The 25,545-nt window shown below is 52.1% G+C and carries 27 protein-coding genes and 1 pseudogene; 14 read left to right on the forward strand and 14 right to left on the reverse strand.

What is annotated here, in order from left to right; translation table 11 throughout:
* Window positions 1-426 precede the first annotated feature (426 nt).
* The 6 genes from ACFX4O_RS13265 (at window position 427) to ACFX4O_RS13290 (ending at window position 4,010) form a co-directional block, all read left to right on the forward strand.
* On the forward strand, window positions 427-1,428 hold the full coding sequence (locus tag ACFX4O_RS13265; RefSeq protein WP_380209399.1) for a hypothetical protein: 1,002 nt from the start codon (window positions 427-429) through the stop codon (window positions 1,426-1,428).
* A gap of 189 nt (window positions 1,429-1,617) precedes the next feature.
* Window positions 1,618-2,439: a DUF932 domain-containing protein gene (locus ACFX4O_RS13270; protein WP_380209397.1), complete on the forward strand. Its 822-nt coding sequence runs from the start codon at window positions 1,618-1,620 to the stop codon at window positions 2,437-2,439.
* Window positions 2,440-2,584: 145 nt separating this feature from the next.
* Window positions 2,585-3,064 (forward strand): DNA repair protein RadC, encoded by a 480-nt coding sequence (gene radC / locus ACFX4O_RS13275; protein ID WP_380209395.1) that lies wholly within the window; start codon window positions 2,585-2,587, stop codon window positions 3,062-3,064.
* 66 nt (window positions 3,065-3,130) lie between these two features.
* Window positions 3,131-3,439 (forward strand): type IV toxin-antitoxin system YeeU family antitoxin, encoded by a 309-nt coding sequence (locus ACFX4O_RS13280; protein WP_380209393.1) that lies wholly within the window; start codon window positions 3,131-3,133, stop codon window positions 3,437-3,439.
* A gap of 11 nt (window positions 3,440-3,450) precedes the next feature.
* The gene (locus ACFX4O_RS13285) at window positions 3,451-3,666 is read left to right on the forward strand and encodes a hypothetical protein (protein ID WP_380209392.1); all 216 of its coding nucleotides are present in this window, start codon (window positions 3,451-3,453) and stop codon (window positions 3,664-3,666) included.
* Window positions 3,667-3,689: 23 nt separating this feature from the next.
* On the forward strand, window positions 3,690-4,010 hold the full coding sequence (locus ACFX4O_RS13290) for a TA system toxin CbtA family protein (RefSeq protein WP_380209390.1): 321 nt from the start codon (window positions 3,690-3,692) through the stop codon (window positions 4,008-4,010).
* 601 nt (window positions 4,011-4,611) lie between these two features.
* On the opposite strand, the gene ACFX4O_RS13295 is transcribed toward ACFX4O_RS13290, so the two are convergent.
* Window positions 4,612-4,782, reverse strand: coding sequence for a YlcI/YnfO family protein (locus ACFX4O_RS13295; RefSeq protein WP_380209388.1), 171 nt, complete (start codon window positions 4,780-4,782; stop codon window positions 4,612-4,614).
* A gap of 132 nt (window positions 4,783-4,914) precedes the next feature.
* Between ACFX4O_RS13295 and ACFX4O_RS13300 the strand changes: the two genes are divergently transcribed.
* Both ACFX4O_RS13300 and ACFX4O_RS13305 read left to right on the forward strand, forming a co-directional pair.
* Complete coding sequence (locus ACFX4O_RS13300; protein ID WP_131412458.1) at window positions 4,915-5,223, forward strand: SymE family type I addiction module toxin; 309 nt, start codon at window positions 4,915-4,917, stop codon at window positions 5,221-5,223.
* Between the two features lie 243 nt (window positions 5,224-5,466).
* A complete protein-coding gene (locus ACFX4O_RS13305; protein ID WP_131412460.1) occupies window positions 5,467-5,748 on the forward strand; it encodes a hypothetical protein in 282 nt (93 codons plus the stop codon).
* Between the two features lie 48 nt (window positions 5,749-5,796).
* Here the strand turns inward: ACFX4O_RS13305 and ACFX4O_RS13310 are convergent, their stop codons facing one another.
* On the reverse strand, window positions 5,797-6,900 hold the full coding sequence (locus ACFX4O_RS13310) for an alkene reductase (protein ID WP_380209386.1): 1,104 nt from the start codon (window positions 6,898-6,900) through the stop codon (window positions 5,797-5,799).
* A gap of 114 nt (window positions 6,901-7,014) precedes the next feature.
* Complete coding sequence (locus ACFX4O_RS13315) at window positions 7,015-7,689, reverse strand: helix-turn-helix transcriptional regulator (protein ID WP_380209384.1); 675 nt, start codon at window positions 7,687-7,689, stop codon at window positions 7,015-7,017.
* A gap of 860 nt (window positions 7,690-8,549) precedes the next feature.
* On the opposite strand from ACFX4O_RS13315, the gene ACFX4O_RS13320 reads away from it, so the two are divergent.
* A complete protein-coding gene (locus tag ACFX4O_RS13320; RefSeq protein WP_380209382.1) occupies window positions 8,550-9,620 on the forward strand; it encodes an AbrB family transcriptional regulator in 1,071 nt (356 codons plus the stop codon).
* Here the strand turns inward: ACFX4O_RS13320 and vapC are convergent.
* The 3 genes and pseudogenes from vapC to ACFX4O_RS13335 all read right to left on the reverse strand — a co-directional run bounded on the left by vapC (window position 9,617) and on the right by ACFX4O_RS13335 (window position 11,735).
* Window positions 9,617-10,020 (reverse strand): annotated as a pseudogene (gene vapC, locus ACFX4O_RS13325) (tRNA(fMet)-specific endonuclease VapC). The gene ACFX4O_RS13320 and the pseudogene vapC sit on opposite strands and share 4 nt — an antisense overlap.
* Window positions 10,021-10,150: 130 nt before the next feature.
* Entirely contained in the window at window positions 10,151-11,032 is an 882-nt protein-coding gene (locus ACFX4O_RS13330; protein ID WP_380209380.1) for a dihydrodipicolinate synthase family protein, read from the reverse strand.
* Between the two features lie 10 nt (window positions 11,033-11,042).
* The gene (locus ACFX4O_RS13335) at window positions 11,043-11,735 is read right to left on the reverse strand and encodes a B3/4 domain-containing protein (protein ID WP_380209379.1); all 693 of its coding nucleotides are present in this window, start codon (window positions 11,733-11,735) and stop codon (window positions 11,043-11,045) included.
* Window positions 11,736-11,780: 45 nt separating this feature from the next.
* Between ACFX4O_RS13335 and ACFX4O_RS13340 the strand changes: the two genes are divergently transcribed.
* From ACFX4O_RS13340 to ACFX4O_RS13355, 4 genes are all read left to right on the forward strand, one after another.
* Window positions 11,781-12,383, forward strand: coding sequence for a helix-turn-helix domain-containing protein (locus ACFX4O_RS13340; protein WP_131412472.1), 603 nt, complete (start codon window positions 11,781-11,783; stop codon window positions 12,381-12,383).
* A gap of 110 nt (window positions 12,384-12,493) precedes the next feature.
* Window positions 12,494-13,657, forward strand: a complete 1,164-nt coding sequence (locus tag ACFX4O_RS13345; RefSeq protein ID WP_380209376.1) for a multidrug effflux MFS transporter — start codon at window positions 12,494-12,496, stop codon at window positions 13,655-13,657.
* A 213-nt stretch (window positions 13,658-13,870) separates the two neighbouring features.
* A complete protein-coding gene (locus ACFX4O_RS13350) occupies window positions 13,871-14,266 on the forward strand; it encodes a cupin domain-containing protein (RefSeq protein ID WP_131412476.1) in 396 nt (131 codons plus the stop codon).
* A gap of 211 nt (window positions 14,267-14,477) precedes the next feature.
* On the forward strand, window positions 14,478-15,797 hold the full coding sequence (locus ACFX4O_RS13355) for a Fic family protein (RefSeq protein WP_380209374.1): 1,320 nt from the start codon (window positions 14,478-14,480) through the stop codon (window positions 15,795-15,797).
* A gap of 38 nt (window positions 15,798-15,835) precedes the next feature.
* On the opposite strand, the gene ACFX4O_RS13360 is transcribed toward ACFX4O_RS13355, so the two are convergent.
* The 3 genes from ACFX4O_RS13360 to ACFX4O_RS13370 form a co-directional block, all read right to left on the reverse strand.
* Complete coding sequence (locus ACFX4O_RS13360; RefSeq protein WP_131412480.1) at window positions 15,836-16,729, reverse strand: WYL domain-containing protein; 894 nt, start codon at window positions 16,727-16,729, stop codon at window positions 15,836-15,838.
* Window positions 16,730-17,313: 584 nt separating this feature from the next.
* Window positions 17,314-18,267: an aldo/keto reductase gene (locus ACFX4O_RS13365; protein WP_380209372.1), complete on the reverse strand. Its 954-nt coding sequence runs from the start codon at window positions 18,265-18,267 to the stop codon at window positions 17,314-17,316.
* Window positions 18,268-18,346: 79 nt separating this feature from the next.
* Entirely contained in the window at window positions 18,347-19,282 is a 936-nt protein-coding gene (locus tag ACFX4O_RS13370; RefSeq protein WP_131412484.1) for a LysR family transcriptional regulator, read from the reverse strand.
* Between the two features lie 203 nt (window positions 19,283-19,485).
* Between ACFX4O_RS13370 and nfsB the strand changes: the two genes are divergently transcribed.
* Complete coding sequence (gene nfsB, locus ACFX4O_RS13375; RefSeq protein WP_380209370.1) at window positions 19,486-20,139, forward strand: oxygen-insensitive NAD(P)H nitroreductase; 654 nt, start codon at window positions 19,486-19,488, stop codon at window positions 20,137-20,139.
* Between the two features lie 83 nt (window positions 20,140-20,222).
* Here nfsB and ACFX4O_RS13380 read toward each other — a convergent pair whose 3' ends face one another.
* The 5 genes from ACFX4O_RS13380 to ACFX4O_RS13400 form a co-directional block, all read right to left on the reverse strand.
* Window positions 20,223-21,416 (reverse strand): zinc-dependent alcohol dehydrogenase, encoded by a 1,194-nt coding sequence (locus ACFX4O_RS13380; protein WP_380209368.1) that lies wholly within the window; start codon window positions 21,414-21,416, stop codon window positions 20,223-20,225.
* Window positions 21,417-21,665: 249 nt separating this feature from the next.
* The gene (locus ACFX4O_RS13385; protein ID WP_380209366.1) at window positions 21,666-22,643 is read right to left on the reverse strand and encodes an ABC transporter ATP-binding protein; all 978 of its coding nucleotides are present in this window, start codon (window positions 22,641-22,643) and stop codon (window positions 21,666-21,668) included.
* Complete coding sequence (locus ACFX4O_RS13390) at window positions 22,640-23,620, reverse strand: ABC transporter ATP-binding protein (RefSeq protein WP_380209364.1); 981 nt, start codon at window positions 23,618-23,620, stop codon at window positions 22,640-22,642. The genes ACFX4O_RS13385 and ACFX4O_RS13390 overlap by 4 nt, the downstream gene beginning before the upstream one ends.
* Complete coding sequence (opp4C, locus tag ACFX4O_RS13395) at window positions 23,617-24,564, reverse strand: oligopeptide ABC transporter permease (RefSeq protein WP_380209362.1); 948 nt, start codon at window positions 24,562-24,564, stop codon at window positions 23,617-23,619. Before opp4C ends, ACFX4O_RS13390 begins: the two co-directional genes overlap by 4 nt.
* Complete coding sequence (locus ACFX4O_RS13400) at window positions 24,564-25,523, reverse strand: ABC transporter permease (protein ID WP_131412497.1); 960 nt, start codon at window positions 25,521-25,523, stop codon at window positions 24,564-24,566. Before ACFX4O_RS13400 ends, opp4C begins: the two co-directional genes overlap by 1 nt.
* Between the last annotated feature and the right edge of the window lie 22 nt (window positions 25,524-25,545).

A 25,545-nucleotide genomic window follows, 5' to 3' on the forward strand; every position in this document is an offset into this window, starting at 1 on the left:
TAGATCTACTTCCGTATGTCTGTGTCCCTTACTTATGTCTTTGTTCCTCATTGATATCTACGTCTACTACATCTACGTCCATTATTAACAATACGAAGGAACAGAAGGGAAAGGAAGAGAATGGAAATAGAAGAAGAAAATAGAAAACAAAAGGGAAAAAGCCATTGGAACCGCTCTCTAGTTAGCTGGATTTTTCTGCTTTTTTAGGAGTGATTGGATAGCGTGTACTACCTGCCAGAGCGGTGTTGCCGACAAAACCAGTATAGGGAGAGTAGTATTTTTATACTTACCCCAAACCCTTATTCCAGGAAAGCTGCCATGTGTGCACACACGGCATTAAAGCGCCAATATGTTATTGCGTATGATTTGGGGCCCCCATAAAATACGAGCTAAAAGGGACTCCCATACTTTATTTTAGGGTTCAAAATGGCAAGTAAAAATACGATCAAAGTTCATATTGGCGATGACTTACTTTATGATGTAATAATTAAAGAGGCTCATGGTGTAGGAAAGGGTAAGTCTGAGTTTATTCGGGATATAGTTCAGAAAGAACTCTCAGATAAAATCATTGCAAGAAAAGAGGAAATGAATAATTCTTACTCTATTTTTAAAGATGATTACCATGGAGTGAACTCTATCTTCAATCGTAATTCTTATAAAACTGCCCACCCTGCGGATATGACCATAGATTCAGTACGGCAAATAACTAAAGATGGTGTTATTCAGCTTCACAAGATTGATGAGATAATATCTCATGATTATGAATCTATCTTTTTTGGCATGATGTCTTTAAGCCTGAAAGCTTTAATGAATTCTGTAAAAAATGAAGTGCAGGGATTAATCCCTAAAATGATCAAAGATAAATGGTCTGAACTCGAATATGGTATGGATGTCGCCGATCTGAATCTTATTTTCATTGACAGGGTTGATGTGGTTGTCAAATCTTATACAGAGGGAGACGCAAATACGAAAAGTAAGGTCATTATAAATATAAAAATCCATCTACAGGCATCAAGGTTCCTTTTTAAATCGATAGAATATAACAAAGACTTCCTCAGGATCGACTTTCTTAATATACGCTATCATCGTTTCAAAGATGTTGCAGTTAAGGGCTGGTTATCTGATAGATATGAACGATTGCTTTATTTGAAACCAATAAGAGAAGTATTGCTGGGCGGTTTTTTTGCTGGATTATTATACAGACAAAAAGAAAAAGAACTGTTAATGACTGAAATAGACAACTTGTATTTAAATCAGGATTTTGGTCAAAATGGCATGTTGGGAGTTCCGGACAGGTTCGTCAAACTACATATGAACAACGAACAAATCAAACTCAACTTGGGATCATTCAGAAATGCGTTTGAAAGCGTTAAAGAAAAGATGAATGGATTTAAAAGAAGCGATGGCTCTCCTGATTGGCTAAAGTGACACCCATAGAAAATTAAATATATATTATTAGTATGAGAATGTGATTTTTATCAACAAGAACATCTGGATATAGTTCTGTTGCAAAACGTCAGACTTCTTCTTAATTTAACAAAAGTACCAGCCAATATAAAGGCCATGCTCCTAAAGAGTCATGGCCTTTTCTTTTTTCTTCTTGACTAGGAATTCATTATGACTCGTTTAGCTTCCCGCTTTGGTCAAGTGAATGTAATTCGCCGTGACCGTCCTTTAACTCACGATGAATTGTTTCGTGTCGTTCCAAGCGTATTTAGTGAAGATAAGCATGAATCGCGCAGTAACCGTTATACTTATATTCCGACAATTACCCTACTGGATAACCTGCAACGTGAAGGTTTTCAGCCGTTCTTCGCCTGTCAGACCCGTGTGCGCGACCAGAGCAAACGTGAACACACCAAACACATGCTGCGTTTACGCCGTGAAGGCCAAATCACCGACAAACAGGTGCCGGAGATTATCCTGCTTAACAGCCATGATGGTTCGAGTAGCTATCAAATGTTACTTGGTATTTTCAGGGCTGTATGTCAGAACGGGTTAATTTGCGGTGAGTCCTTTGGTGAAGTGCGGGTACCCCATAAAGGAGATGTTGTTGAGAAAGTCATTGAGGGTGCATATGAGGTTTTGGGGATCTTTGATTGTATAGACGAGCGACGAGAAGAAATGCAGGCACTGATGCTCCCGCCGCCTGCACAACAGGCAATGGCTAAAGCGGCGCTGACCTATCGATTTGGCGAAGAGTTCCAGCCAGTGACAGAAACGCAGTTGTTGGTACCCCGCCGTTGGGAAGATCAAAATAATGATCTCTGGACGACTTACCAGCGGATTCAGGAGAACCTGATTAAAGGAGGGCTGCCGGGACGCACTGCACAAGGGAAAAGCAGTCGAACTCGTGCTGTTGCTGGAATTAATGGTGATGTAAAACTCAATCGTGCTTTATGGGTGATGGCAGAAAATATGCTTCACCTATGCTCATAGACTACATATTAGGTATTGATATTTAAAGCGTTACCCTATCACCATACTTAGCTAGCTTATACCAGCATCGTTATGCTTGGGCATTAGCCTTCATTACGACTACCCATTTCTACTGCTCGAAATCTCATTGACCGAGAAACCTACTATGTCTGAATTGCCAATGATGGCCCCACCGGGGATGACATCCGCTTCACTACGCATCATAGAACGTGCAATACGATTACTTGACCGGCACCTTCGGGTGTCCGGTCAGCCACTGACCTCCAGCCATGCTGTCCGGGATATGCTGCGTCTGCAGATGGCCGGGCTTGAGCGCGAGGTCTTTATGGTGTTTTACCTCGACAACCAGAACTGCCTTCTGGAAAGCGAGACCGTTTTTCTCGGCACCATCAACCAGACCGAAGTCCATGCACGCGAAATCGTCAAAGGGGCACTGCGCCACAACGCCGCAGCCGTCATTCTGGCCCATAACCATCCGTCAGGATGCATCGACCCCAGTCATGCCGACAAGACCGTCACACAACGGCTCATACAGGCTCTCGGGCTCATTGAGGTCCGTGTGCTGGACCATTTCGTTGTTGGGCGCAGTGACATCCTGTCCTTCGCAGAGCAAGGCCTGATATGAAGGCCCTGACAATAAACATCATCCATTACCGGAGTAATAACTCATGACATCATCCATTTCCCCGCAATGGGGCTGCGGCAGGACATCACACCCTGCTTTGGTGCCCGTCTGGTGCAGGAGAGGAATCGGCTGCATTACCTGGGCGACCGAGCCGGTCTTTACGGTAAATTCTCACCTGAGCTATTACAGGAGCTTGACCATAGTTTCCCGATATTTATCAGCATCATGGAGGCTGCTCTGCGAAGCTGTGAGCTGGACCCTCATAATTCGCGCTGTATCAGGCTTGAAAGAGAAGGGTTGGTTTGTGAGGCCGATACGCGAGGAAGTTGCGGCTATGTCTACGTCACCATTTATCCGGTTCCATCGTCAGCTTAAAGGAGGTAAAAATGCCTGTATCAATGGAACGGCTTGATAGCTTATGGAGGGAACTGGGAAACATCGTTGTAGCAGAAAACGAAGGTAGCCTTATTATCAGTAAGCCTTTTCTCCATTTTCCAACCGGTACGCCCGTTTTAGATATCTGGACCTGGTTCGAAAACAGTAATAATGAATTCTTCGTCGCCCAAATGCTTTACGGCAAACCAACACACTATACGTTCTGAAATTAACTCATTAAGGATTACGGATGAAACAGTTTACCGTACCGGTTACGGTACCGATTTCACCATACCTGCAACCCGTGCAGGTATGGCAAACATTACTCACATTTCTGCTGGATAAACATTATGGACTTACACTGAATGACACACCTTTTCATGACGGCAACATCATCAGTGAACATATTGAGGCAGGAGTTTCGCTGGTAGATGCGGTTAACTTTCTAGTGGAGCGCTTTGAACTTGTCCGTATTGACCAGAGAGGTTTCACCAGGCAAGATCAAGAACCTTGGTTAACACCTTTGGATGTCCACCGGGCAAGATTTAAACTCAGCATGAATCGCGCATAATTTAAACAGTGATCTAACAAGGAAAATCATGTGGGGGCATAATTGGGGGCATGCAAGGGATCGCGATTTTAAAATATTCAATAAATTCAATGTGATTATCAATTAAATACGACTCCTGTGATCTCCGCCAAAATGCTTTATAAAACCTGATTTGTTTGCCACCCCCTTTGTTTTATATATCAATCATCATTTAATGACCTTTTCAGAAAATTTATTTTTACAACCCTGCTATATATAAAAATCCGTAGTATATTTATAAATCCGGCAAGGGCAATAAGGAGAAAGTAATATGGAGTGGTTATTGGGTGGGTTTGTTTTTTTAGTAATCATCGCCGCAATATTTAAGCCAACCAGATGTGATATTTGTAATGCTAGCTTTAAGAAAAAATACTATACATGGACTATTGAAGGAAAAAAGCAACACTTATGTCCAAACTGTAATAGTAAAATGAATAGAAAGATCAGTTCGCAACGATTTAAAGATAGATTTGGGTAACTAATTTTACAAAGAGGCTTTTCTCAATTATTTCTGATTAGTTAAATACAAGTCATTTAACTAATCTCTGTATTTAAATAACCTCTATAAAAAGAAGATATTATTTTATTTCATTCCGCTTTTATCCAACCGCATCCTACAAGCCTCTTTAACCCACTTACTGAAATTCCCTTTTCCGGCCGCTTTCTCAATCTGTTCCAAAAGATCATCCTCAAATCGGATGTTCTTCATCGTGCTTTTGGTTCGATCAAAATTAAGCTTCTTTTTTTCTTGCATGGTAGGTACCACTTCGGTTACGTTATGTTCATGTGGTACCTACCACATGAAATTGGATTTCGTAAACAACGCTCCGATGTGCAGGAACACAACCGGAGCGTCTAACCATCCCCAACTATCAAGGAGTTGATAATGGCTGATCCGCATTCTACCTCAGACTTCACCATTGCCGGAACCGAGCACAACGTAATTGTGCGATATCGCCCGAATCAGGGCGACGCGAGCACGCCGAGCATCACGCTTTCCGGCAAGTGGCTGCGCGATGCCGGGTTTAATACCGGGCAACATATTCTGGTGAAAGTGATGCAGGGCTGCATCGTGCTGGTGAAATACAGTGATAAAGAGGAGTGGCTGGCGACGGCGCTGGATAAAACGCGCAAGCAGCTCAGGGAAGTGAAGGACGTCATGAAAAACGCGTATCTGCAATCACGGCCAGACTGAATCCTGCCGATTTGCAGCATGACAAATACAGCGTGCCTGCGGGCAGGCTGTATTTGCCGGGGCGGAAGGAAATGAAAAGACCAACCTGGAAGGTGTTTTACGGTGAGAAGAACGCGGTGAAATCGGCAGCATCGGCTAAATACTGCACGCCAAAAAACGCGTTAAAAGTCGTTCGTTTCCCTCTCTGCATCACCATTATTAAGGAGTAAGATAAGCGCCTCGAAATTCCACAGACAACAACCGATGAAGCGCTTCCTTTTTATTCTCTCCACCGCCTTTATTTTCAACACCAGTTTTGCTGCCGCCCCGTTGCCGAAAGACGTTCAGGATTTCCGCAACCTTGCCGAAGAGTGCGAGCATTTCGCCGGCGAGCAGGATTCGGATCTCGACGAGCAGCGCCAGAAAGAGCTGGATGCCAGCCTGCAAGCCACCTGCGGCAAAGCGGTGGTGCAGCTCAAAACGCTGCGGGAAAAATACAAAAATGACACGGCATTAATGAAAGTTATTAATGCCTATGATTTCTGACGGCGGTTTGCAGCACGCAAAAACGGGGGCGTTTGCCCCCGTTCGTTATTACGCTTTCTGTAATGGATAATCCAGGTAGCCTTCTGCGCCGCCGCCAAAGAATTTCTCTCTGATCGGTTCGTTAAGCGGCAGATTATGTTGCAGGCGGTACGGCAAATCCGGGTTGGCAATAAACGGTCGGCCAAAACCAATTAAATCCGCCCAGCCGTTCACCAGCGCTTCTTCGGCACGTTCCGGCGTATATTTGCCAGAGTAAATAAGCGTGCCGTGGAAAATAATACGCAGCGCTTCTTTAAACGCCGCAGGCATCACCGGCGCGTCGTCCCAGTCCGCTTCGGCGATGTGAATGTAAGCAATGCCAATCGCATTCAGAACGCTCGCCGCCGCGAGATAAGTGGCTTCCGGCGTATCATCGCGTGAACCCATCAGCGTAGTAAGCGGAGCCAGGCGAATACCGACGCGTTCTTTACCAATCGCCGCAGAAACGGCTTCCACCACTTCTTTCATAAAGCGCAGGCGGTTTTGCAGCGAACCGCCGTATTCGTCGTCGCGCAGGTTCGACTGCGAATCAATAAACTGGTTAATCAGGTAACCGTTCGCGCCGTGTAATTCGATGCCATCGAAACCGGCAGCAATTGCGTTACGCGCCGCTTGTGCGTAATCGTTGACGATAGCGGGAATTTCCTCCACAGCCAGCGCACGCGGCATGGAGTACTGCACCATATCGCCCACGCCATTTTCCGGTCCGCGCCCTTCCACATCGACAAACACTTTTACGCCTTCGGCCTGAATCGCCGAAGAGGAAACCGGTGCCGCGTTACCGGGCTGCAAAACGGTGTGGGAAACGCGCCCCACATGCCACAACTGAGCAAAAATTTTGCCGCCCGCGTGATGCACCGCATCGGTCACTTTTTTCCAGCCAGCAATTTGCGCATCGCTGTAAATACCCGGCGTCCAGGCGTATCCCTGACCCTGCTGGCTGATTTGTGTGCCTTCGCTGATAATCAGCCCGGCACTGGCGCGCTGCGCGTAGTAATCCGCCATCATGTCGGTGGCCACATCACCCGTTCCGGCACGGGAGCGGGTCATTGGCGGCATCACAATCCGGTTAGTTAACGCGAGCGTCTTCAGAGAATATTTATCGAATAACATGGTGGCTTATCCTTACTTGATTCGGTCGATGTGGTTGCGGTTAACAACCTGATGCGAAGCAGGATAGGCGCACAAGAGTTTTGAATAAACAGCAACAAAAGCAATAAACTATTGCTACATGGTCAATAAAGAACGCTGACGAGTCCGCAACGCAGGTATATGACAGAAACTGCCAGAGTAAAGCGGTGAAACCACAGGTTCTGAAGCAGGCTTATTCGCGCGTCTTATCATCTTTAGCTCATTCGTCCCGATACGGGGAAGAAATATCGCATCCGCCATGACTTTTCCTTCGGAGCAACAAAAACAGTCGTTCCAGTTATTATAAATATGGATAAGCTCCGCCATACTGTTTAAACCCAGTTTACGTAATATCGCATTTTTATAATTACTGACGATTTTCTTATCAATACCCAGTGACTGCGAAATCGCGTCACTGGACTGGTAATCAAGAAATCGCAACATAATTTTATATTCCGTCGCGCTAAAGTGGACTTCGCGAAAGGAATAGATCTCTTCATGCCCCTTCAGAAAGTTAAGTATCTTTCTGATCTCGTGCCGCAGCAAAGATACCGAAGAGGATTTATCGATTGTAATAAATCGAGTGCAAATAAAAGAATTAAACCCTTTTTCTTCACTTAAAATATAGAGCAATGAGTTCATACTAAAAAACAATATTTTCCCATCTCCCCGTTCATAGGCAACCAGCGTATGCGTTGCATGTGGGTTAATGGCTTTAAGCAGCTTATCCATGCCCATGACAAAATAGCTATCCTGAGAGATGATATACATATCCAACCTCCGGGAAATAATATTTGCCAGCGAATTATGGCGAAAACAAAATTATGTCTTCGTTTAATTTGAAATGTGATATCGCGTTTGGCATCACGATACCATTATTAATTTAGAAAATAATCAAATAAAAAAGCACAAAAAATGCTACCGCCCATGGCTTTCACCAAAGAATGCTTAAATGAACGATTTCAGCAGTAGCCATAAAATCCATAAAAAAAGCTGTTTAATCCATAATGAAAGCCATGGGTACCTGGGAAGAAATTTCACTTAGGAAAAAACGAAGTTTTAGGAAGTAATCGTCCAAAAGTATTAGCTTTAAATTAAATAAAAATGCAGCAATAAAGTTTAACATGCTTAAAAAACAGAAAAACTTTAAAATTTAATAAGTTAGAACTCATAAAATAAAAACAGTAACACAGAGTAATAAAAAATTAGTCACTAAGGTTACATTACGCAAGGAAACCAATAAGAGATTAGGAATTTTCACAAACATCAAAACCTATGGGTGTAATAGCCCATACCAATCAAATTATTAGGAAAGCAGAAAATAATTGAATTAGAAAAAATATATTCTCTCGAATAAATATTCGTTAATAAAAACATCGTCTGCCGTAGCGCTTATGGAGAGTTCGCGCTGACAAATATGCTGGCTAAGCAAAACACGGTAAATCCCCCTTGGGATTATAGGTAATATCTGCCAAATTGCCTTGCCGGGAGGGAAAGTGCGTTTGCAGGGATGAAGAAGAACACTTACATTCAAAGACCCAACCTTGCTTTTCAACATGTTATTTTTCGGGAAGCGTTATGCCGTTGATTGATTTTACCGCCGCTGCGGCGGTGTGCAGGGGGTGCCGCTGATGGCGATAAACACGCCCTGGTTTCGCAACTGGTTACAGCTTATCGCCCTTTCATTGCTTTTCGTGGCCGTAATGGAACTCATCCATCTGCCTGCCGCGCTCCTGTTGGGGCCGATGTTTTCCGGCATTATTCTCGCCATCTTCAACCGGCCGGTTACCGTCAGTAAAAAATACTTCGCCGCCGCGCAGGCGGTGGTCGGTGCGATGATTGCGCATGCGATCCCGCCGTCCGTGTTTGGCCGCATCGCCGCCGACTGGCCACTGTTTATCAGTTGTATTTTCTCCGTTATTTTCGCCAGCGCGATTCTTGGTTGGATCATGGCGAAATTGCAGGTTTTCCCCGGTTCAACAGCCATTTGGGGATCGTCGCCAGGCGCAGCGGCGGCCATGACGATTATGGCTGAGAGCTTTGGCGCGGATGTCCGCCTGGTGGCGTTTATGCAGTATCTGCGGGTGATGATCGTGGCGCTGGTCGCGGTACTGGTGACCCGCATGTGGATGGGCACTGAGAACGCGGATCACGCGGTCGCCACCTTTACGTTGTTCGGCCCGGTGCGCTGGCTACCGTTTGCCGGAACATTACTGGTAATTGCAGCAGGTTACCTGATTGCCCGCTGCGTAAAAATTCCCTCCGGGCCAATGTTGATAACGTTGGCACTGGGAATAATCGTTGAAGATACCGGTTTGCTGTCGCTGGAATTGCCGCCGTGGCTGCTGGCGCTCTCCTACGCGATGATTGGCTGGAGTATTGGCTTACGTTTTACGCGAGAGATTGTCTGCTACGCTGCCCGCGCATTACCGCGCGTGCTGCTGTCGGTTCTGACGCTCGTCGCAGTGTGCTGCGGTTTTGCCTGGTTACTGGTGCAGTTCGCCGGGATCGACCCGCTCACCGCTTACCTTGCCACCAGCCCCGGCGGGGCGGATACCGTGGCGATTATCGCCTCGTCAAGCCAGGTGGACATATCGTTTGTGATGGCGATGCAGACCGGGAGGTTTATCCTGGTGCTGATAACCGGCCCGGCGATTTCCCGCTTTGTGGCGAAACGGCTGGGGGCGCAATCATCTGGTTAATGCGAGGTCCAGCCCTGCAAGCGCAAGCCAGGTATGCGGGCGAACTCGCGAGTGTTATTGCTGACAAGCCCCAGTCTCAGTGAGCGAGCATGTGCGCCAATCATGGCATGATATGGCCGACTGGCGTACCCGCTCTGGCTAACTCCGCGCGCAACAGGCCTGTATGAACAGCAGCATCTACGCCATATGGCAGCACTTCCAGGCGTGCCGTAATCCCTTCCACAACATGCAAATTTTTTTCGGGGATGGCCGATTTCTCGGCACCCTAAATCAGCTCCATTAACGTGACAGCGCTGATACACATCTGCCCGTTGTGCTGATTAAAAGCCTGCCTGACGATTTCAGGTTTGTTCTTGATAGTGAAAATGCAAATATTCGTATCCAGCATAAATTTGATCATCAAAAGTCTTCCCTGTTTTGCTCCCCTGGCTGCTCCCGTGCAGCCATAAAATCTGGTGACACACTTTCACCATCAAACCAGCTATCCCAGGCCTCTCCGGAGGGGGTACGGAACGTTCAAATAGCAATCGTCAGGCTAACCGCAGTTGCTCAATTACGTCTGCCACTTCGCGGCGCGCATCGCCGGTCAGCGTTTGCAATGGCGCGGGCAAGCACGATGCGCCCGCTAAACCCAGCAGTTCCGCCGCAGTGGCCATCACCCGCAGGCTACCGCCGTAGCGTTTACAGATGTCCCACAACGGTTGCAGCGCATCAGAGTGCGCACGCGCACGCGTTAAATCTCCTGCCTGCGCCGCATGGGAAATCGCCAACGCCGCTTGCGGAAACAACCCGCCAAGCACCGAATACCAGACGCCGCATCCGGCGCTAAGACCATCAACCGCGCTGGCATCGCCGCTGATACCCAGCGTGATGCTCTGCGGAATTTGCGGGCGCAGGCGCGCAGCTCGCTCGGGTGCGGAAATCGGTGGGACTTTGATTGAGCCAATATTGGGCAATTGAGCAATACGCAGCAGCAGTTCGTCGCTAAAGGTGAAATGGGTGGTGCCGGGGTTATCGTACACGCAGAGTGGCACGGAGAGTTCGCGCGTAACGGCAGCAAACAGGCTGAACACTTCCTCTTCGGTTAAAGCGTGGTAGGAAACCGGTGCCAGCAGCACGGCGCTAACGCCCGCTTTCTGCGCGTCTTCCGCCAGCCACAGCACATCGCGTGTGCGCAACGCGCCAATCCCGGCAATCACCGGAACCGCGCCGGAATGTTCCGTCGCCAGGCGCAGCGCATTAGCCCGCTCGGTACGGCTGAAATAGGGATAGCACCCCGTCGAACCCAGTGCGCCAATCGAATCGACCCCGGCAACGCGCAGCCGTTCAATCAACTTCACGTAAGCCGTTTCATCCAGCCGTTCGTCGCGCAGCGGCGACAGCGGAAATGCGCTCAATCCTGTGAAATCCATTCTTCCCCCTTCAGAGATCAAACCCGAGCCTGGTTTTTTCAACACGACAGCCCGGCATCATACGTTGCAATCCGGCGATCAGTTCGTCGCCTGCCTCACATAATGCGTCCAGCGGCATTTCCGGCAGGCTTTCGAGGATAAACCACATCTGGCTGTCGGCAGCGCTCAGGCGGGTGCGCACGCCCTGCCGCCAGTTCCAGCGGCGGCACGTTACGCCAGTGTCATCGCGCCAGATAACTTCTCCCGGCTCCGGTGATTCGTGCGCCAGCTCACCCTCTTTCATCATGTCGAACAGCTCCGTACCGTCAGCGAGCGTCAAACGCGGCGCGCCGTGATAGGCCGCAATGTTCTCGCCACCGACGGGAATAGCGTAGCGCAGGCTGATGGCATTATAGAGATCCACCACCGGGTCAATTGCAGGTACCACGCCGTCGCGCTGCACGCGTTTTCGCAGCGCTTGTGCCGAGCAGGGCGTGCGTTTTGGCTTTGCGCCAAAGCGCTTAAACACCTCATCCCATGCCGCCAGGTGCACATCCGCCCATACCGGGCCGCCCGTAGCCACACACTCACAGGCGCTCGCCAGTACCGTTTCGCCCACTTGCGGGTTCACTAGCGGCGCGGCATCAACATAAATGCTAAGTGCGCGAAAACCAGGGGCGATGGCGGAAAGACGGGCATCGATTGACGGCTGAACGGAAAGCATCGGATAATCCTTTTTAGTGACCATTTTATTGCACAGTATCGACCGATGACCAAAAAAGTCAATAAACCGACCGACTCAGGCGCGGATGTTCATCGCGTCAGTGAAGCGGTGGCAACGCGTATTAAAGCGTTTCGTAAGCAACAAAAACTCTCGCTGGATGAGCTTTCCCGCCGCGCGGGTGTCAGCAAAGGCATGCTGGTCGAGATCGAAAAATGTCTCGCCAATCCGAGTATCGCCCTGCTGTGTAAAATCGCCGCCGCGATGGGCGTTTCGGTGGCCGATATCGTCGATGTCGCCAGTAAACCGACCGCACATCTGATCGAAAAAGAAGACATCCCCACGTTGTGGCAGGGCGAAAACGGCGGCACTGCGCGGTTGCTGGCAGGCACCAGCGGGCCGGATATGCTGGAGATGTGGCGCTGGGAGATGTTCCCCGGCGAGCGGTTCGCCTCGCCAGGCCACCCTTCCGGCACCGTGGAACTGCTGCACGTTGAGCGCGGCACGCTGCACATTCAGGTTGGCCAAACGGCGCTCGTCGTGGGTGAAGGCTGCTCTGCGGTGGCACAAACCGACACCGCGCACCACTATGCCAATGAAAGCAGCCAACCTGTTATTTTCACCATGACGGTGAGCGAACGTCACTCATGAATTTGGCGCATAACGTCATTATGATTTAATGGCGTTATCATTTGTGCCGCACTGATTAAGATACCGTTCCGCCCTTGTCGGCGTTCCCTTCGTGACTTAATCAGGATTTTATGAACAACAAGCTACACGGGCCGCTATTTCTCGCGATCCTCAGCGCGCTGATGGCCTTTACGTCCCTGTCGACGGATATTTACCTGCCCGCGATGCCCTTGATGGCGAAAGAACTACAGGGTGATATTGAACTGACCATCACCGGCTTTTTGGTCGGCTTCGCGCTGGCACAACTGGTATGGGGGCCGATCAGCGACGCAGTCGGTCGCCGTACGCCGCTGTTTATCGGCATGCTGTTGTTTATCATCGGTTCTGCCGGATGCGCGCTCTCCACTGAAATCCACCAGATGGTGTTCTGGCGCGTGTTTCAGGCTTTCGGTGCCTGCACCGGCCCGATGCTGGCGCGGGCGATGATCCGCGATCTGTTTGCCCGCACCCGCGCGGCGCAAATGCTCTCAACCTTAACCATCATTATGGCGATAGCGCCGATCGTTGGGCCGCTGGCGGGCGGGCAAATTATTCAAATCACCAGCTGGCACGCCATTTTTTGGCTGCTGGCGGGAATTGGCGCGCTGATGTTTCTCTCGCTCTATTTCCTGCCGGAAACCTTACCCGCCGAAAAACGCACCAAAGCTTCGCTGCCGGGCGCATTTCGTAACTACCTCGCACTGCTGCGTAACCGCGCGTTTATGCGTTACACGCTGTGCGTGACCTTCTTCTACGTCTCTGCCTATGCCTTTATTACCGGTTCGCCGTTCGTTTACATCCGCTATTACGATATTGATCCGCAATATTACGGCTGGCTGTTTGCCGTCAATATTGTCGGCCTAATGGGGGTGAGCTTTCTGAACCGGCGGCTGGTGCAGCGCCATCCGCTGGATAAGTTACTGAAAATCGCCGTCACGGTTGCCGCGCTGGCTATGGTGGCCCTGGCTCTGGCAGTGAAATTGCAGTTCGGCGGCATTGCTACGGTGATTATTCCGGTGTTCCTGTTCTTCTCGATGAACGGCATTATCGCTGCCACCTCAACCGCCGCCGCGCTCGATGCCGTTCCCTCTATCGCCGGTTCCGCTTCGGCGCTGATTGGTTCGCTGCAATATGGCAGCGGTATTATCTCTTCGCTGCTGCTGACGTGGTTTCGCGACGGAACACCCTGGACGATGGCGTGGATCATGGCGCTGTTTACCCTTGCCAGTGCAGTCATGGCGCTACGCCGCCATTGATGAGTTTTACTCATAAGCTCATGCCGATTTCCCCCAATAGTACCGGTAGTCAGTGAGGATTATGATCGCCCTGTCACTTTTCCTTTCGAAGTGGATAGGGCGCAGAAAATCGGGTTACTTACCGGTGTCAGTCGCGGTTCTGGTCGCGACGCATTCAACGATTTCTCGCCTGCCAGCTACGCTTTAAAACGTATTCAAACACGGGAGAACAGCATGAAAATCATCCGCAGCGCCTCGGTTCCCTCTGCGCAAGGGCCGCAGGACTATTTCACTGGTCGCGTACGTCTCGACGCGCCGTTTAAAGCCGACGAACCCGCACGCGTGGGTGGCGCGATAGTCACTTTTGAACCCGGCGCGCGTACCGCATGGCACACCCATCCACTAGGTCAAACGCTGATTATTACGCACGGAAAAGGGTGGATTCAGTGCGAAGGCGAAGCCGTCCAGGAGATGAATCAGGGCGATATCGTCTGGATCCCGGAGGAGGTGAAGCACTGGCACGGCGCAACGGCTGAGAACGCAATGACGCATATCGCCATTGCCGAATCGCTCAACGGCAGCCCGGTTACCTGGCTTGAACATGTTACCGACGAGCAGTATCACGGCTAATCCGGAGGCATAATGAGCAACGTAGAAAATAAAGATTAGCCGAAAGCGCAGCCGAGCTGGTCTGCCCATTATGGGCCGCATTTCTGCGAGATGGGCCGAAAAAATCGAATATGGACCCTATTTTTCTTACCATGAGCCGTATTTGCCTTTATGATGGGCCGTATTAACATTTACGGCCCACAAGGCTAAGCGGGTTGGGTAAGGAGAAAGTATGGCTGTACGAGACGAAATACTGGTGACGATCCGCGAGAAAAATACGCCCGTCAGTTCCAGCGAACTTGCCCAGGCGCTCCAGGTTGGCAAGTCGACAATCAAACGCCACCTTGAAGTCCTTATCAACGAAGGATTATTGCGTAAAGAAGGAGTGGGAAAAGCCACCCGCTATACACTATCCCGTGCTGCGCTTCATCGCCTGGTGATGGCCGCAAACGAATCTCCTGCGCCATATAATGCCCGGTCTCTGTTGACCTACCTTCAGTCTCCGCTTACCACACGAGAAATCACCGGTTATGTCCGGGATTTCGTCGATGCCTACATCCCTAACGAAACATTTTTACTGTCTGAAGCGCTTGCGGAAACCCTGCTGAACGAAGGCCAAATGGCGGGCCAACAGCCTGCCGGAACCTATGCCCGAAAAGTACTGGAACAACTGCTGGTCGATCTCTCATGGTCCTCTTCTCGCCTGGAAGGCAACACCTATTCACTGCTGGCAACAGAAGAGCTGTTTCGCAGTGGCAGGGAAGCGGGAGACATGGATGCGGTAATGCTGCTCAACCATAAACAAGCCATTGAGTTTCTTATTGATGCGGTTCCGCAGTACGGGCTCACAACACCTGTCATCAGCAATCTGCATTCGATCTTGATGAGTGATTTATTGTCGGACTCAATGGGGCTTGGCAGCATAAGAACCAAAATCGTTAACGTCAGCGGCACGACATATACACCTCCACAGACGCCTGTTTTGCTTAAAGAAATGTTTGAAATCATTGTTGAGAAAGCAAGGCTGATTAAAAACCCGGTTGAATCCGCGTTTTTCCTGTGGGTCAACCTTGCTTATCTACAGCCCTTTGAAGATGGCAACAAGCGGACAAGCCGGCTCGCCGCAAATATTCCGTTGATGATTTACAACAGCGCTCCCCTCTCCTTTCTCGACGCAGACCCCACCGAATACGCCTATGCCATGATGGGGATTTATGAAAAACGAGACGTCTCCCTTGCCGCTGAGCTCTTTGAGTTTTTATATCGCCGTTCAATTAAAAAATATGCTGTCACACTCGACGCGATGGGTGTACCTGACCCGTTTCGGTTTCGTCATCGCGAAGCGTTAAATGAAGCGATTGGTTATGTGGTTCGCGAAAGGCAGAACCTGGACGCCGCGCTAACGTCTATCGCCCTCGACGAGGGAGAAACGGCTCGTTTCAAAGCGCTGTTGCAGGAAGAACTGCGCATCCTTGAGGTGTATAACTGTGCGCGGTACCGCCTGCCGATGGGGTTAGTGAAAAAGTGGATTGAAGATGGAAGGCCTCGCTAGCCCCCCACCAATACTTTTCACTTTTGTAGGCGCGGACGCTATCTCTGCGCCACGCCGTGGGCGTAGCGCAGGTGCAGATCCTGCTCAAACTGTTCGCGCAGCGACGCCGGAGAAAGAATGCCGATATCCGGCAACCAGTAGCGCAACCAGCGAAACAGCGTGTGCGGATCGGTGATGGCGGTAGCGAGCGTTAAGCTACCGTCATCATGCTGTTCAACAATGCGTTGCGCCGGAAACAGCGCCCGGCGGGTGACATACTCGGCGGCGTGCGCCGAGACGCGCAGCAGCGCTTCCACCCGCGAGCCAAAACGGATGCCGACGCTGTTTTCCAGCTCCGCCAGCACCTCCGCATGGGGTTCAAAACAAAGAGTTGTGCTTTTCAGGTTTTCGATTCGCGCCACTTCAAACGCTTTCAGCCGTCCATTTTCCACCGCAGCCAGATACCAAAGACCGTACTGGTTAATCAGCCGATAAGGCTGCGCACACCGGGGTTTATCGCGATAGTGATATTCCACTTCGCAATGCCCGGTAATGGCGTGATTAAGCTGATTAATGACATCTTCAATTTGCCGGTTCTCCCGGCTACTCGGCGCGTGAAACGTAATATTGCCACGGTGCTGCATACTGTTACGCAGTGATTGACCGTCATTACGCGGAAACAGGTGCGCCACGCCGGTAAAATCGGCGAACTCCGCCAAATGGCCGTTATGCAAGGCAGGAAGAAGATGGACACTGAGTTTATAACGCCCCGGCGAAACCTGATCGAGAATATGCCCAAGCCGTGCCAGATCGCGATAAGCCGTACGTTCCGTGATACCGAATTTTTCGCACAGCCACGCTTTATCAATGATCTTTCCCTGATACAGTGCCGCGAAGATCTCGCACAGCCGCTCAATCAACGGGTCGTGTTTTCTGTCGTGACTATCCTTCATTGTGACGGGTTCCGAAATACAAAGTCTCAGGAGACGTTAACGGTTACGGCCTGACCCACGCGCCACGGCCCTGCTTTCCAGGTAACACCTTGTTTTTTCATAGTGGTTAACGGCAATAACACGAAAAACTAAAATGAAATTTCCGCCCAAAGCGCAACAATTACACAATGCCATGATTTCGCTCAGGGAAAGATAAACGATCGCCCTGACAGGGTGTGTCACTTGGGGATTTTTTGCACATTACTGCTGCGTTTACTTCAACAAAACCTCAACAGATCCGCCGCTTACACTCTTCCTTCTATGGGCGATACCGCCAATCACTAACGACTCAGGTAGTTACCGTTAAGCGTGCTGGCGGTGTCTACCGCACTCTGATGGCGAAAGACACCCGCGTGACTTACGCCGGTTCGATGGGCAAAGTGAGGGCTCACACGCCGCCAATAAGTGCGCAGATAAGTTGCGTTATATTCTTGTTTGCCGTTGTTTTAAAAGCGTATTGCGGTCTGGATTGGTGCGCGGCTATAGCTCAATTGCGCATCAGGTTATGCAGCCCGGCAGCGGTATACCGCTCCGGGCAATGGGGATCAGGCACCGGCTTTATTCAGCGCGGCGATTTCATCTGCGGAGAGGTTTAACGATACGGCGGTGACAAAGCTGTCGATATGCGCCAGTTTGGTGGCGCTGGCAATCGGCGCGGTAACGCCCGGTTGCTGAATCAGCCACGCCAACGCCACTTCGGCGGGTTTCACATTGTGGCTGGCCGCCACGCTTTCCAGCGCCTCAACAATGGCGAAACCACGCGGGTTCAGATATTTGGCAATCCCCTGCCCGCGCTGGCTTTGGCTCAAATCTTTTTCACTGCGGTATTTACCGGACAAGAAACCGGACGCGAGGCTGTAATAGGTCACCACGCCAATGTTTTCCCGCACTGTTAAATCCTGCAACGCGCCTTCAAAGCTGGAACGGTCGTAAAGGTTGTATTCCGGTTGCAGCACCTGGTAGCGCGGCAGACCTTTAGCGTCTGCCACTTTTAACGATTCGCCCAGTTGCTCGGCATTCAGGTTGGATGCGCCAATGGCGCGGACTTTCCCGGCTTTCAGCAACTTTTCATACGCGCCGAGCGTTTCGTCATAGGTGGTTTCACTGTCCGGCCAGTGTGAGAAATAGAGATCGATATAGTCCGTTTTCAGGCGGCGTAACGAATCTTCCACCGCCTGGGTGATCCAGCGCGCGGAAAGGCCTTTCTTACCCGCTTCGCCCATATCGGCGCCGACTTTGGTAAACAGCGTCACTTTGTCGCGCGCGCCAGGATGCGCCGCCAGCCAGTTGCCAATAATGGTTTCCGATTCGCCGCCTTTATTGCCCGGAGACCAGCGCGAGTAAACATCGGCGGTGTCGATAGCGGTAAAACCTCGCTCCAGCAATGCATCCAGCAAGCTGAAGCTCTGTTTTTCATCGACCGTCCAGCCAAAAACGTTGCCGCCGAAAACCAGTGTCGGGATCTGTAACCCTGTTGTACCCAGTGAACGTAAAGCCATGTGCTGATACCTCCGTAAGCGTGCGTAATGTGCTACGCAAAGAGGTTAATCCTGGCGCGCAGTGGCGTACATTTTTTGGTCATCCGTGCGGTTTAAACGCCGGGTGAGTTTGCAGCAACGCGGTGATCGGGCGCAGATGTTCACGCAACACGCTATGCAAATGGCGAATTGCCGGGGAAAACTGTTTGCGATGCGGGCAAATCAGGTTCAGCGGCGTGGCTTCGCCAGGGTGCTGCGGCAACAGCACTTCCAGCCTGCCGGCCAGCACATCAGCGCTGATATCGATCCACGATTTATAAATAATGCCCATGCCTTCCAGCGCCCAACGCCGGGCAACATCGGCGTCGTCGCACAGCATACGGCTTTTGACGATCAACTGGCGCCGCATACCGTTTTCCGGAAAGCTCCATTTGTCATACACCTGGCTGTTCATGGTGAAGAGTAAACAGTGGTGATTAACCACGTCATCCAGCGTTTGCGGGCGTCCGTGCTGCGCCAGGTAAGCCGGTGCCGCCGCCAGCACCCGGCGGTTATCTTCCGCCAGCGGCAGCGCGACATAACTGTTGTTGTCCAGCACGCCGTAACGAATGGCGATATCGACCGGATCGCGAAAGACATCGCTGATTTGATCGGAAAGCGAAAGCCGCAGCGACACTTTGGGGTGCTGCTCGCAAAAGCGCGTAATCAGCGGCAGCAGAACATTGCGGCCTATATCGGAAGGCACTGCCACGCGCAACTCTCCCTGAATCTCTTTATCGCCGCTGTGCAAACTCTCGGCACCAGCCGCGACTACCGCCAGCATCTCCTGCGCGAAAGGGAGATATTTTTCCCCTTCGGCGGTAAGGCGCAAACTGCGCGTGGAACGCACAAACAGGCGTTTATCCAGATCCCGCTCCAGCCGGTGTACCGCCGCGCTCACCTGGCCTGGTAACAGCCCGGCTTCACGCGCCGCATTTGAAAAACTTCCCAGTAGCGCTGAACGGACGAACAGCGTGACATCTTCCAGCCGAATCATGGTTTCTCCGCAGGATGAATAACAGGCGAGTGACCTCTCTGTTTTGCCAGAAAACCGCGCCCGGGCAAACCCCATTTTCACTCGCCGAGTGAAAGTGCTGCCTTTTTACACCGATTTATCTTGTGCCGCTTTGCGTTTATTCTCCTCACACTCTACGGGACGGTTCGTCCCGAATTTTCATACATTGCGCCAGGAGAATAACGATGACACTTGATGATGCCGTAATTGCCCGCCATACCGTGAAAGCCTTTGAACCCGGCAAAACGCTGCCGCAGGACAAAATCGACACGTTGCTCAACGTGCTGCAAAACAGCCCCTCTTCAGTGAACTCGCAACCGTGGCACTTTGTGGTCGCCTCCACGCCGGAAGGCCGCGCGGCAATGGCGAAAGCCGCCACCGCCGCGTTCGTTTATAACGAGCCGAAAATCGTCAATGCGTCACACGTTATTGCCTTGTGCATACGCAGCGATCTTGATGAGCAGCATCTGCAAAATGTTCTGGAACAAGAGCAGAAAGAGGGTCGCTTTAAAGACGAAGCGGCAAAAGCGGGTCAGGATAAGGGCCGCCGTTCGTACGTGAATATTCACCGTTATGAGCAACGCGATTTGCCACAGTGGATGGAAAAACAGGTTTATCTGGCGTTGGGCGGCTTGCTGCTGGGTGCGGCAATGCTGGGGATTGATGCCACACCGATGGAAGGTTTCGACCAGCGCGAACTGGATCTCTCCCTCGGCCTGCGTGAGAAAGGGCTGACCAGCGTGGTGCTGGTGTCGCTCGGTTTTCGCAGCAACAACGATTTCAACGCCGCGCTGCCAAAATCGCGCCTGCCGCGCGACGAGATTTTTACCTTTATTTAAGCTTTCAGCGCTTCGGTATGCCTCTCCTCGCCAGGAGAGGCATTGCGCGTTCCAACAATTCCCGATAGCGAACAGGCGACAGGTTAAATCGTCGCTTTTTCTGCATTCATGCCCGGCACGAGGATCACTTTACGGCAATCTTCGGCATGCTTATCGAAGATGTCATACCCGCGAGCGGCCTCTTCCAGCGGCAGGTGGTGCGTGACGATCTCTTCCGGTTTCAAATGACCAGACTCAATCAGCGGTAACAAATCCGGCAGATACGCATGCACATGCGTCTGGCCCATTTTGAATGTCAGCCCCTTATCAAACGCATCGCCAAACATGAACGCATGGATAAATCCGGCATACACGCCGGGCACGCTGACAATCCCGCCCCGGCGCGTAGCAGCGATCGCTTGTCGGAGCACTTTCCCGCTGCTGCCTTCGATTTTCAGCGTGCTGAGCACCGTTTCGGTGGTGCTGCCTTTGGCTTCAAATCCCACGGCATCGATAACGGCGTCAACGCCACGGTGTCCCGCCGTGTTTTCAATTATCCAGGCGGCGGGATCGTCATTGTTATCGCAGTTAATCGGTATCACGCCATAGCGATCGCGGGCAAAAGCCAGCCGGTAGTCGCTGTCATCAATCATAAAGATCTGTTCTGCCCCCTCCAGACGTGCGCAGGCCGCCGTGAGTAAACCGACTGGTCCGGCACCGTAAATCGCCACGCTGGAACCGGGTTTCACCTCGGCGTTTTTCACCGCCTGCCACGCGGTAGGCAAGATATCGGAGAGAAACAGCACTTTCTCATCGGCCAGCGTATCCGGCACTTTAAACGGCCCGGTGTTGGCTTTCGGCACCCGTACATATTCGGCCTGGCCGCCGGGAATACCGCCGTACAAATCGCTGTAACCAAACAGCGCCGCAGGCGGCGTGATGCCTTTGCGGTTCAGCGCCGCGCCTTTGCCGGAATTGGTTTGCTCACAGGCCGAGTACTGGTGAAGTTTGCAGAAGAAACATTCCCCGCAGGCAATGACAAAAGGGATCACTACCCGGTCGCCTTTACTGACGGCATGAACGCCCGGCCCGGTTTCCACCACTTCGCCCATAAATTCATGACCGAATATATCGCCGTGATTGGTGCCCGGTATTTTCCCGTGGTAAAGATGCAGGTCAGAGCCGCAAATTGCCGTTGCGGTAACACGAAGAATAATATCGTCTGAAGATTCGATAACCGGGTCGGGGCGGTTATCAACGCTAACTTTATGCGCGCCGTGATAAGTCAGTGCTCTCATATATCCTGTTCCTTATAAGGTTCAGACAGAACTGATAAGCATAGAACAGACCAGCGAAGAGAAATAAAATAGGCAGTAATTCTTAATGTCAGCGAAACGGTTATTTACAACGACGATATCACTGACCATTTAAATTACCGTCGCGCTTATTTAAAAATATAAATATCAATTATCGGCAGTAGTGAAGAGATTATTTTCTCTATTTCTGGCTGGTTATGTAACGCCAGCCAGAAATAAAAAGACCATTATTTATTTTGCTATTCCCACCAAATGACATGCCACATGATGTCCTGGCTCCACCTCACGCAGCACGGGGATTTCGACGCGACATTGTGCGGTTGCCAGCGGGCAGCGCGACGAGAAACGACAGCCGGACGGCGGGCGCGACGGATCGGGAATTTCCCCCTGCACCACAGCGACGGGTTCGCTATCCGGGTCAAGCGTTGGCACCGCCGCCAGCAATGCCTGGGTGTAAGGGTGGAGCGGCTGGTTAAACAACGTGTCGCGGCTGGCGGTTTCCACCAGTTGCCCGAGGTACATCACCGCGATGTCATCGCACAGGTGTTCCACCACGCCCAAATCATGGGAGATAAACAGGAATGTCACGCCGTGATCGTCGCGTAAATCCGCAAACAAATTAATAATTTGCGCCTGAATGGAGACATCCAGCGCCGAAATCGGCTCATCGGCGATGATGAAATCCGGGTTGAGGATCAGCGCGCGCGCAATGCCAATACGCTGGCGCTGCCCACCGGAAAACTCGTGCGGGAAACGGTTGTAATGCTGCGGTGCCAGCCCGCAAATCTTCATCACGTCCAGCACCTTGTCGCGCAGCTCTGCCCGGCTGCACAGCTTATGCTCGAGCATCGCTTCGCCAATCGCATCGCCCACGCGAATACGCGGGTTCAGGGAACTGTACGGATCCTGAAATACCAGCTGGATTTTCGGACGCAGCGCGCGCATCTGTTTCGCGCTCAGGTCTTGCAGCTCCTGGCCGCGATACTTCACGCTACCTGCGGTTTTGTCGTACAGCCCAAGCAAGGTGCGGCCAACGGTGGTTTTACCGCTGCCGGACTCACCCACCAGCCCGAAAATTGTCCCCTGGCGAATCTTAAAACTGACGCCGTCCACGGCGCGTAACTCTCCGGTTTGCTGGCCAAACAGTCCGTCACGCAGCGGGAAGTGCTTTTTCAGCCCATCCACTTCAATCACATATTGCTGGCTCATGCGGTTGGCTCCACTAACGCACTGTGAATACACGCGGCTTGCCGCGTTTGGCCGATAAGCGGTGGGATCCCCGCCCGGCACTGCTCGGTCGCCCGTTCGCAGCGATCGTAAAAGGCGCAGTACGGCGGCAGCGCGGCGAGATCCGGCACCTGGCCCGGAATGGAGTAAAGCCGACGCCGGCGCTCGCCCGGAATGGGGCGTGCAGCGATTAACCCTTTGGTGTACGGATGCAGCGGGTTACGCAGCACATCGGCCGTCGGGCCTTGTTCAACAATGCGCCCGGCGTACATCACCACCACATGCTCCGCCATCTGCGCAATCACGCCTAAATCATGGGTGATCAGCATCAGCGCCATCTCATGCGCCCGTGCCTGGTCGCGCAGCAGCCGCAAGATTTGCGCCTGCACGGTAACATCCAGCGCGGTAGTTGGTTCATCGGCGATCAGCAGTTTGGGCTGGCAGCTCAGCGCCATGGCAATCATGATGCGTTGCAACATGCCGCCGGAAAGCTGATGCGGATAGCTGCTCATCAGGCTCTCCGCCCGCGCCAGCCCCACTTCGGTGATTAACTGGGTGGCATGCGCCCATGCGGCTTTTGGCGTTTCGCCGCGATGGCGAATCAACGGTTCGCAAAGCTGCTCGCCAATGGTCAGCACCGGGTTAAGCGCGGTCATCGGCTCCTGGAAAATCATCGCCAATTGGTTGCCGCGCAGATCCGCCATTTTTGACGGCTTCAGGCGCAGCAAATCCGTGCCCTGAAACAGAATTTGCCCGCCGTCGATGCGGGCCGCTTGCGGCGGCAGCAAACCCATCAATGCCATAGCGGTCACGCTTTTGCCGCAGCCGGACTCGCCCACCACGCCGATAGTTTGCCCGGCGTTGATGGTGAACGACACGTCCTGCACGGCGCGTACGCGCCCCTGTTCACCCGCAAAAGAGAGGGACAACTGATTAAAGGTGATCAGCGGTTCGCTCATTTCACGCTCCGTTTCATCTTCGGATCCAGCGCATCGCGCAGGCCGTCACCCAACACGTTAATCGCAATCACGGTAATAAAAATGGCGATACCCGGCGGCATCCACAGCCACGGGCGGCGCTGAAAATCGATCAGACTGTTGGCGGCGTCCATCATGTTTCCCCACGATGGCGTGGGCGGTACCACGCCAAGCCCGAGGTAACTCAGCGCGGACTCCATCAGGATGGCGTTTGCCACCGCCATGGTCGCCATCACCACCAGAATCGGGATGGTATTTGGCAACAAGTGACCAAACAGACGGCGACGCGACGACAAGCCCAGCACTTGCGTCGCCAGCATGAAATCACGCTCGCGCAGGGAGAGAATTTGCCCGCGCACCAGCCGCGCCAGCTTCGGCCACTCCAGCAAACTGAGCATAATAACCACCATGTAGATGCGTGATTCAGCGGAGAAATCGAGTTCCGACAGCATCGCCCCGGCAACAATCAGCAGCGGTAAGCTCGGAATGGTCATCACCAGATCCGCCAGACGCATGATGAGTTTATCCGTCCAGCCGCCCGCGTAGCCGGAGACCGCGCCCAGCAGATAGCCGAGCGCCACGGAGAGCAGCATGGTCAGCAGACCGATAATCAACGAAATGCGCCCGGCCAGCAGCAGGCGGGTATAGACATCACGACCCAGAAAATCGGTGCCCAGCCAGTGTTCCGCACCGGGGGGCTTGTTGATCATCAGCGCGTCGGTGGCATCGTTTTTCCACGGTGACCAGACCGGCCCAAGCACACACCAGACCGTCATCACCACCAGCAAAAACAGGCACAACATGGCTAAATGATTATGGCACAGCGCTTTCCAGGCTTGCCGCCACGGTGAAGGCGTGGCCTGCGCCAGCGCCGGGATTTCCGCTTTACGAAGGCGGCGATTGGTTGAAAAAAGCGAACCGAACATCACGACCTCACCCGAATACGCGGATCTGCCCACGCGTAAAGCACATCAGCAATCAGGTTGCCGAGAATGGTTAATACCGCCAGGAACAGGGTAAAGCCCATCAGCACCGGGTAATCGCGCGCCGCCAGCGAATCGATATGAATATGCCCCGCACCCGGCCAGTTAAACACTTTTTCGGTGATGATCGCGCCCGAAAACAGCCCCGGCAGTTCAAATCCGAGCAGAGTGATAATCGGCAGCAGTGCATTGCGCAGCGCATGTTTAAAAATCACCGTCCGTTCGCGCAGCCCTTTGGCGCGCGCGGTGCGGATAAAATCCATCTTCACCACATCCAGCATGCTGGCGCGGAAATAGCGTGTCAGACTGCCCGCCTGCAACATCACCAGCGCCAGCACCGGCAACACCAGGTGCGCCGCCACCTGCATCACCCACGCCCAGCCGCCTTCGTCGCTGCCGGTGTTGGTCATGCCGCCGACAGGCAGCCAGTGCAGATCCACGGCAAACCACTTAATCAGCAGCAGGCAGAGGAAAAAGGTCGGAAAGGACATGGCGGCGAACACCACCACACTCACGAGGTGATCGAACAGCGAGTTGGGTTTCAGCGCCGAGGCGATACCTACCGCCAGGCCAATACCCCAGTAAAACACCAGCGCCACGCTTGCCAGCAGGAACGAGTTCCAGATGTACTGGTTAAGCAACTGACTCACCGGGATTTGGTATTGCAAAGAGAAGCCTAAATCACCGCGTAACAACTGGCCGAGCCAGTGCAGATAGCGGGTGAACAGCGGTTGATCGAGACCGTAAATGGCTTTCAGTTCAGCGGCGCGGGCGGCGGTCAGCGTGATGTTGCCGTCAATAAAGTCGCCCGGCGTTTTGGCAAACAGCATGAAGATAATCAGCGAAGCCAGCAGCAGCATTGGCACGGTTTGCAGCAGCCGCCTCAGGATAAAATTTCGCATAGCGCTCTCATGGCAACTGCCG

This window comes from Kosakonia sp. YIM B13571 (assembly GCF_042788095.1).
GTDB classification, from domain to species: domain Bacteria; phylum Pseudomonadota; class Gammaproteobacteria; order Enterobacterales; family Enterobacteriaceae; genus Kosakonia; species Kosakonia quasisacchari.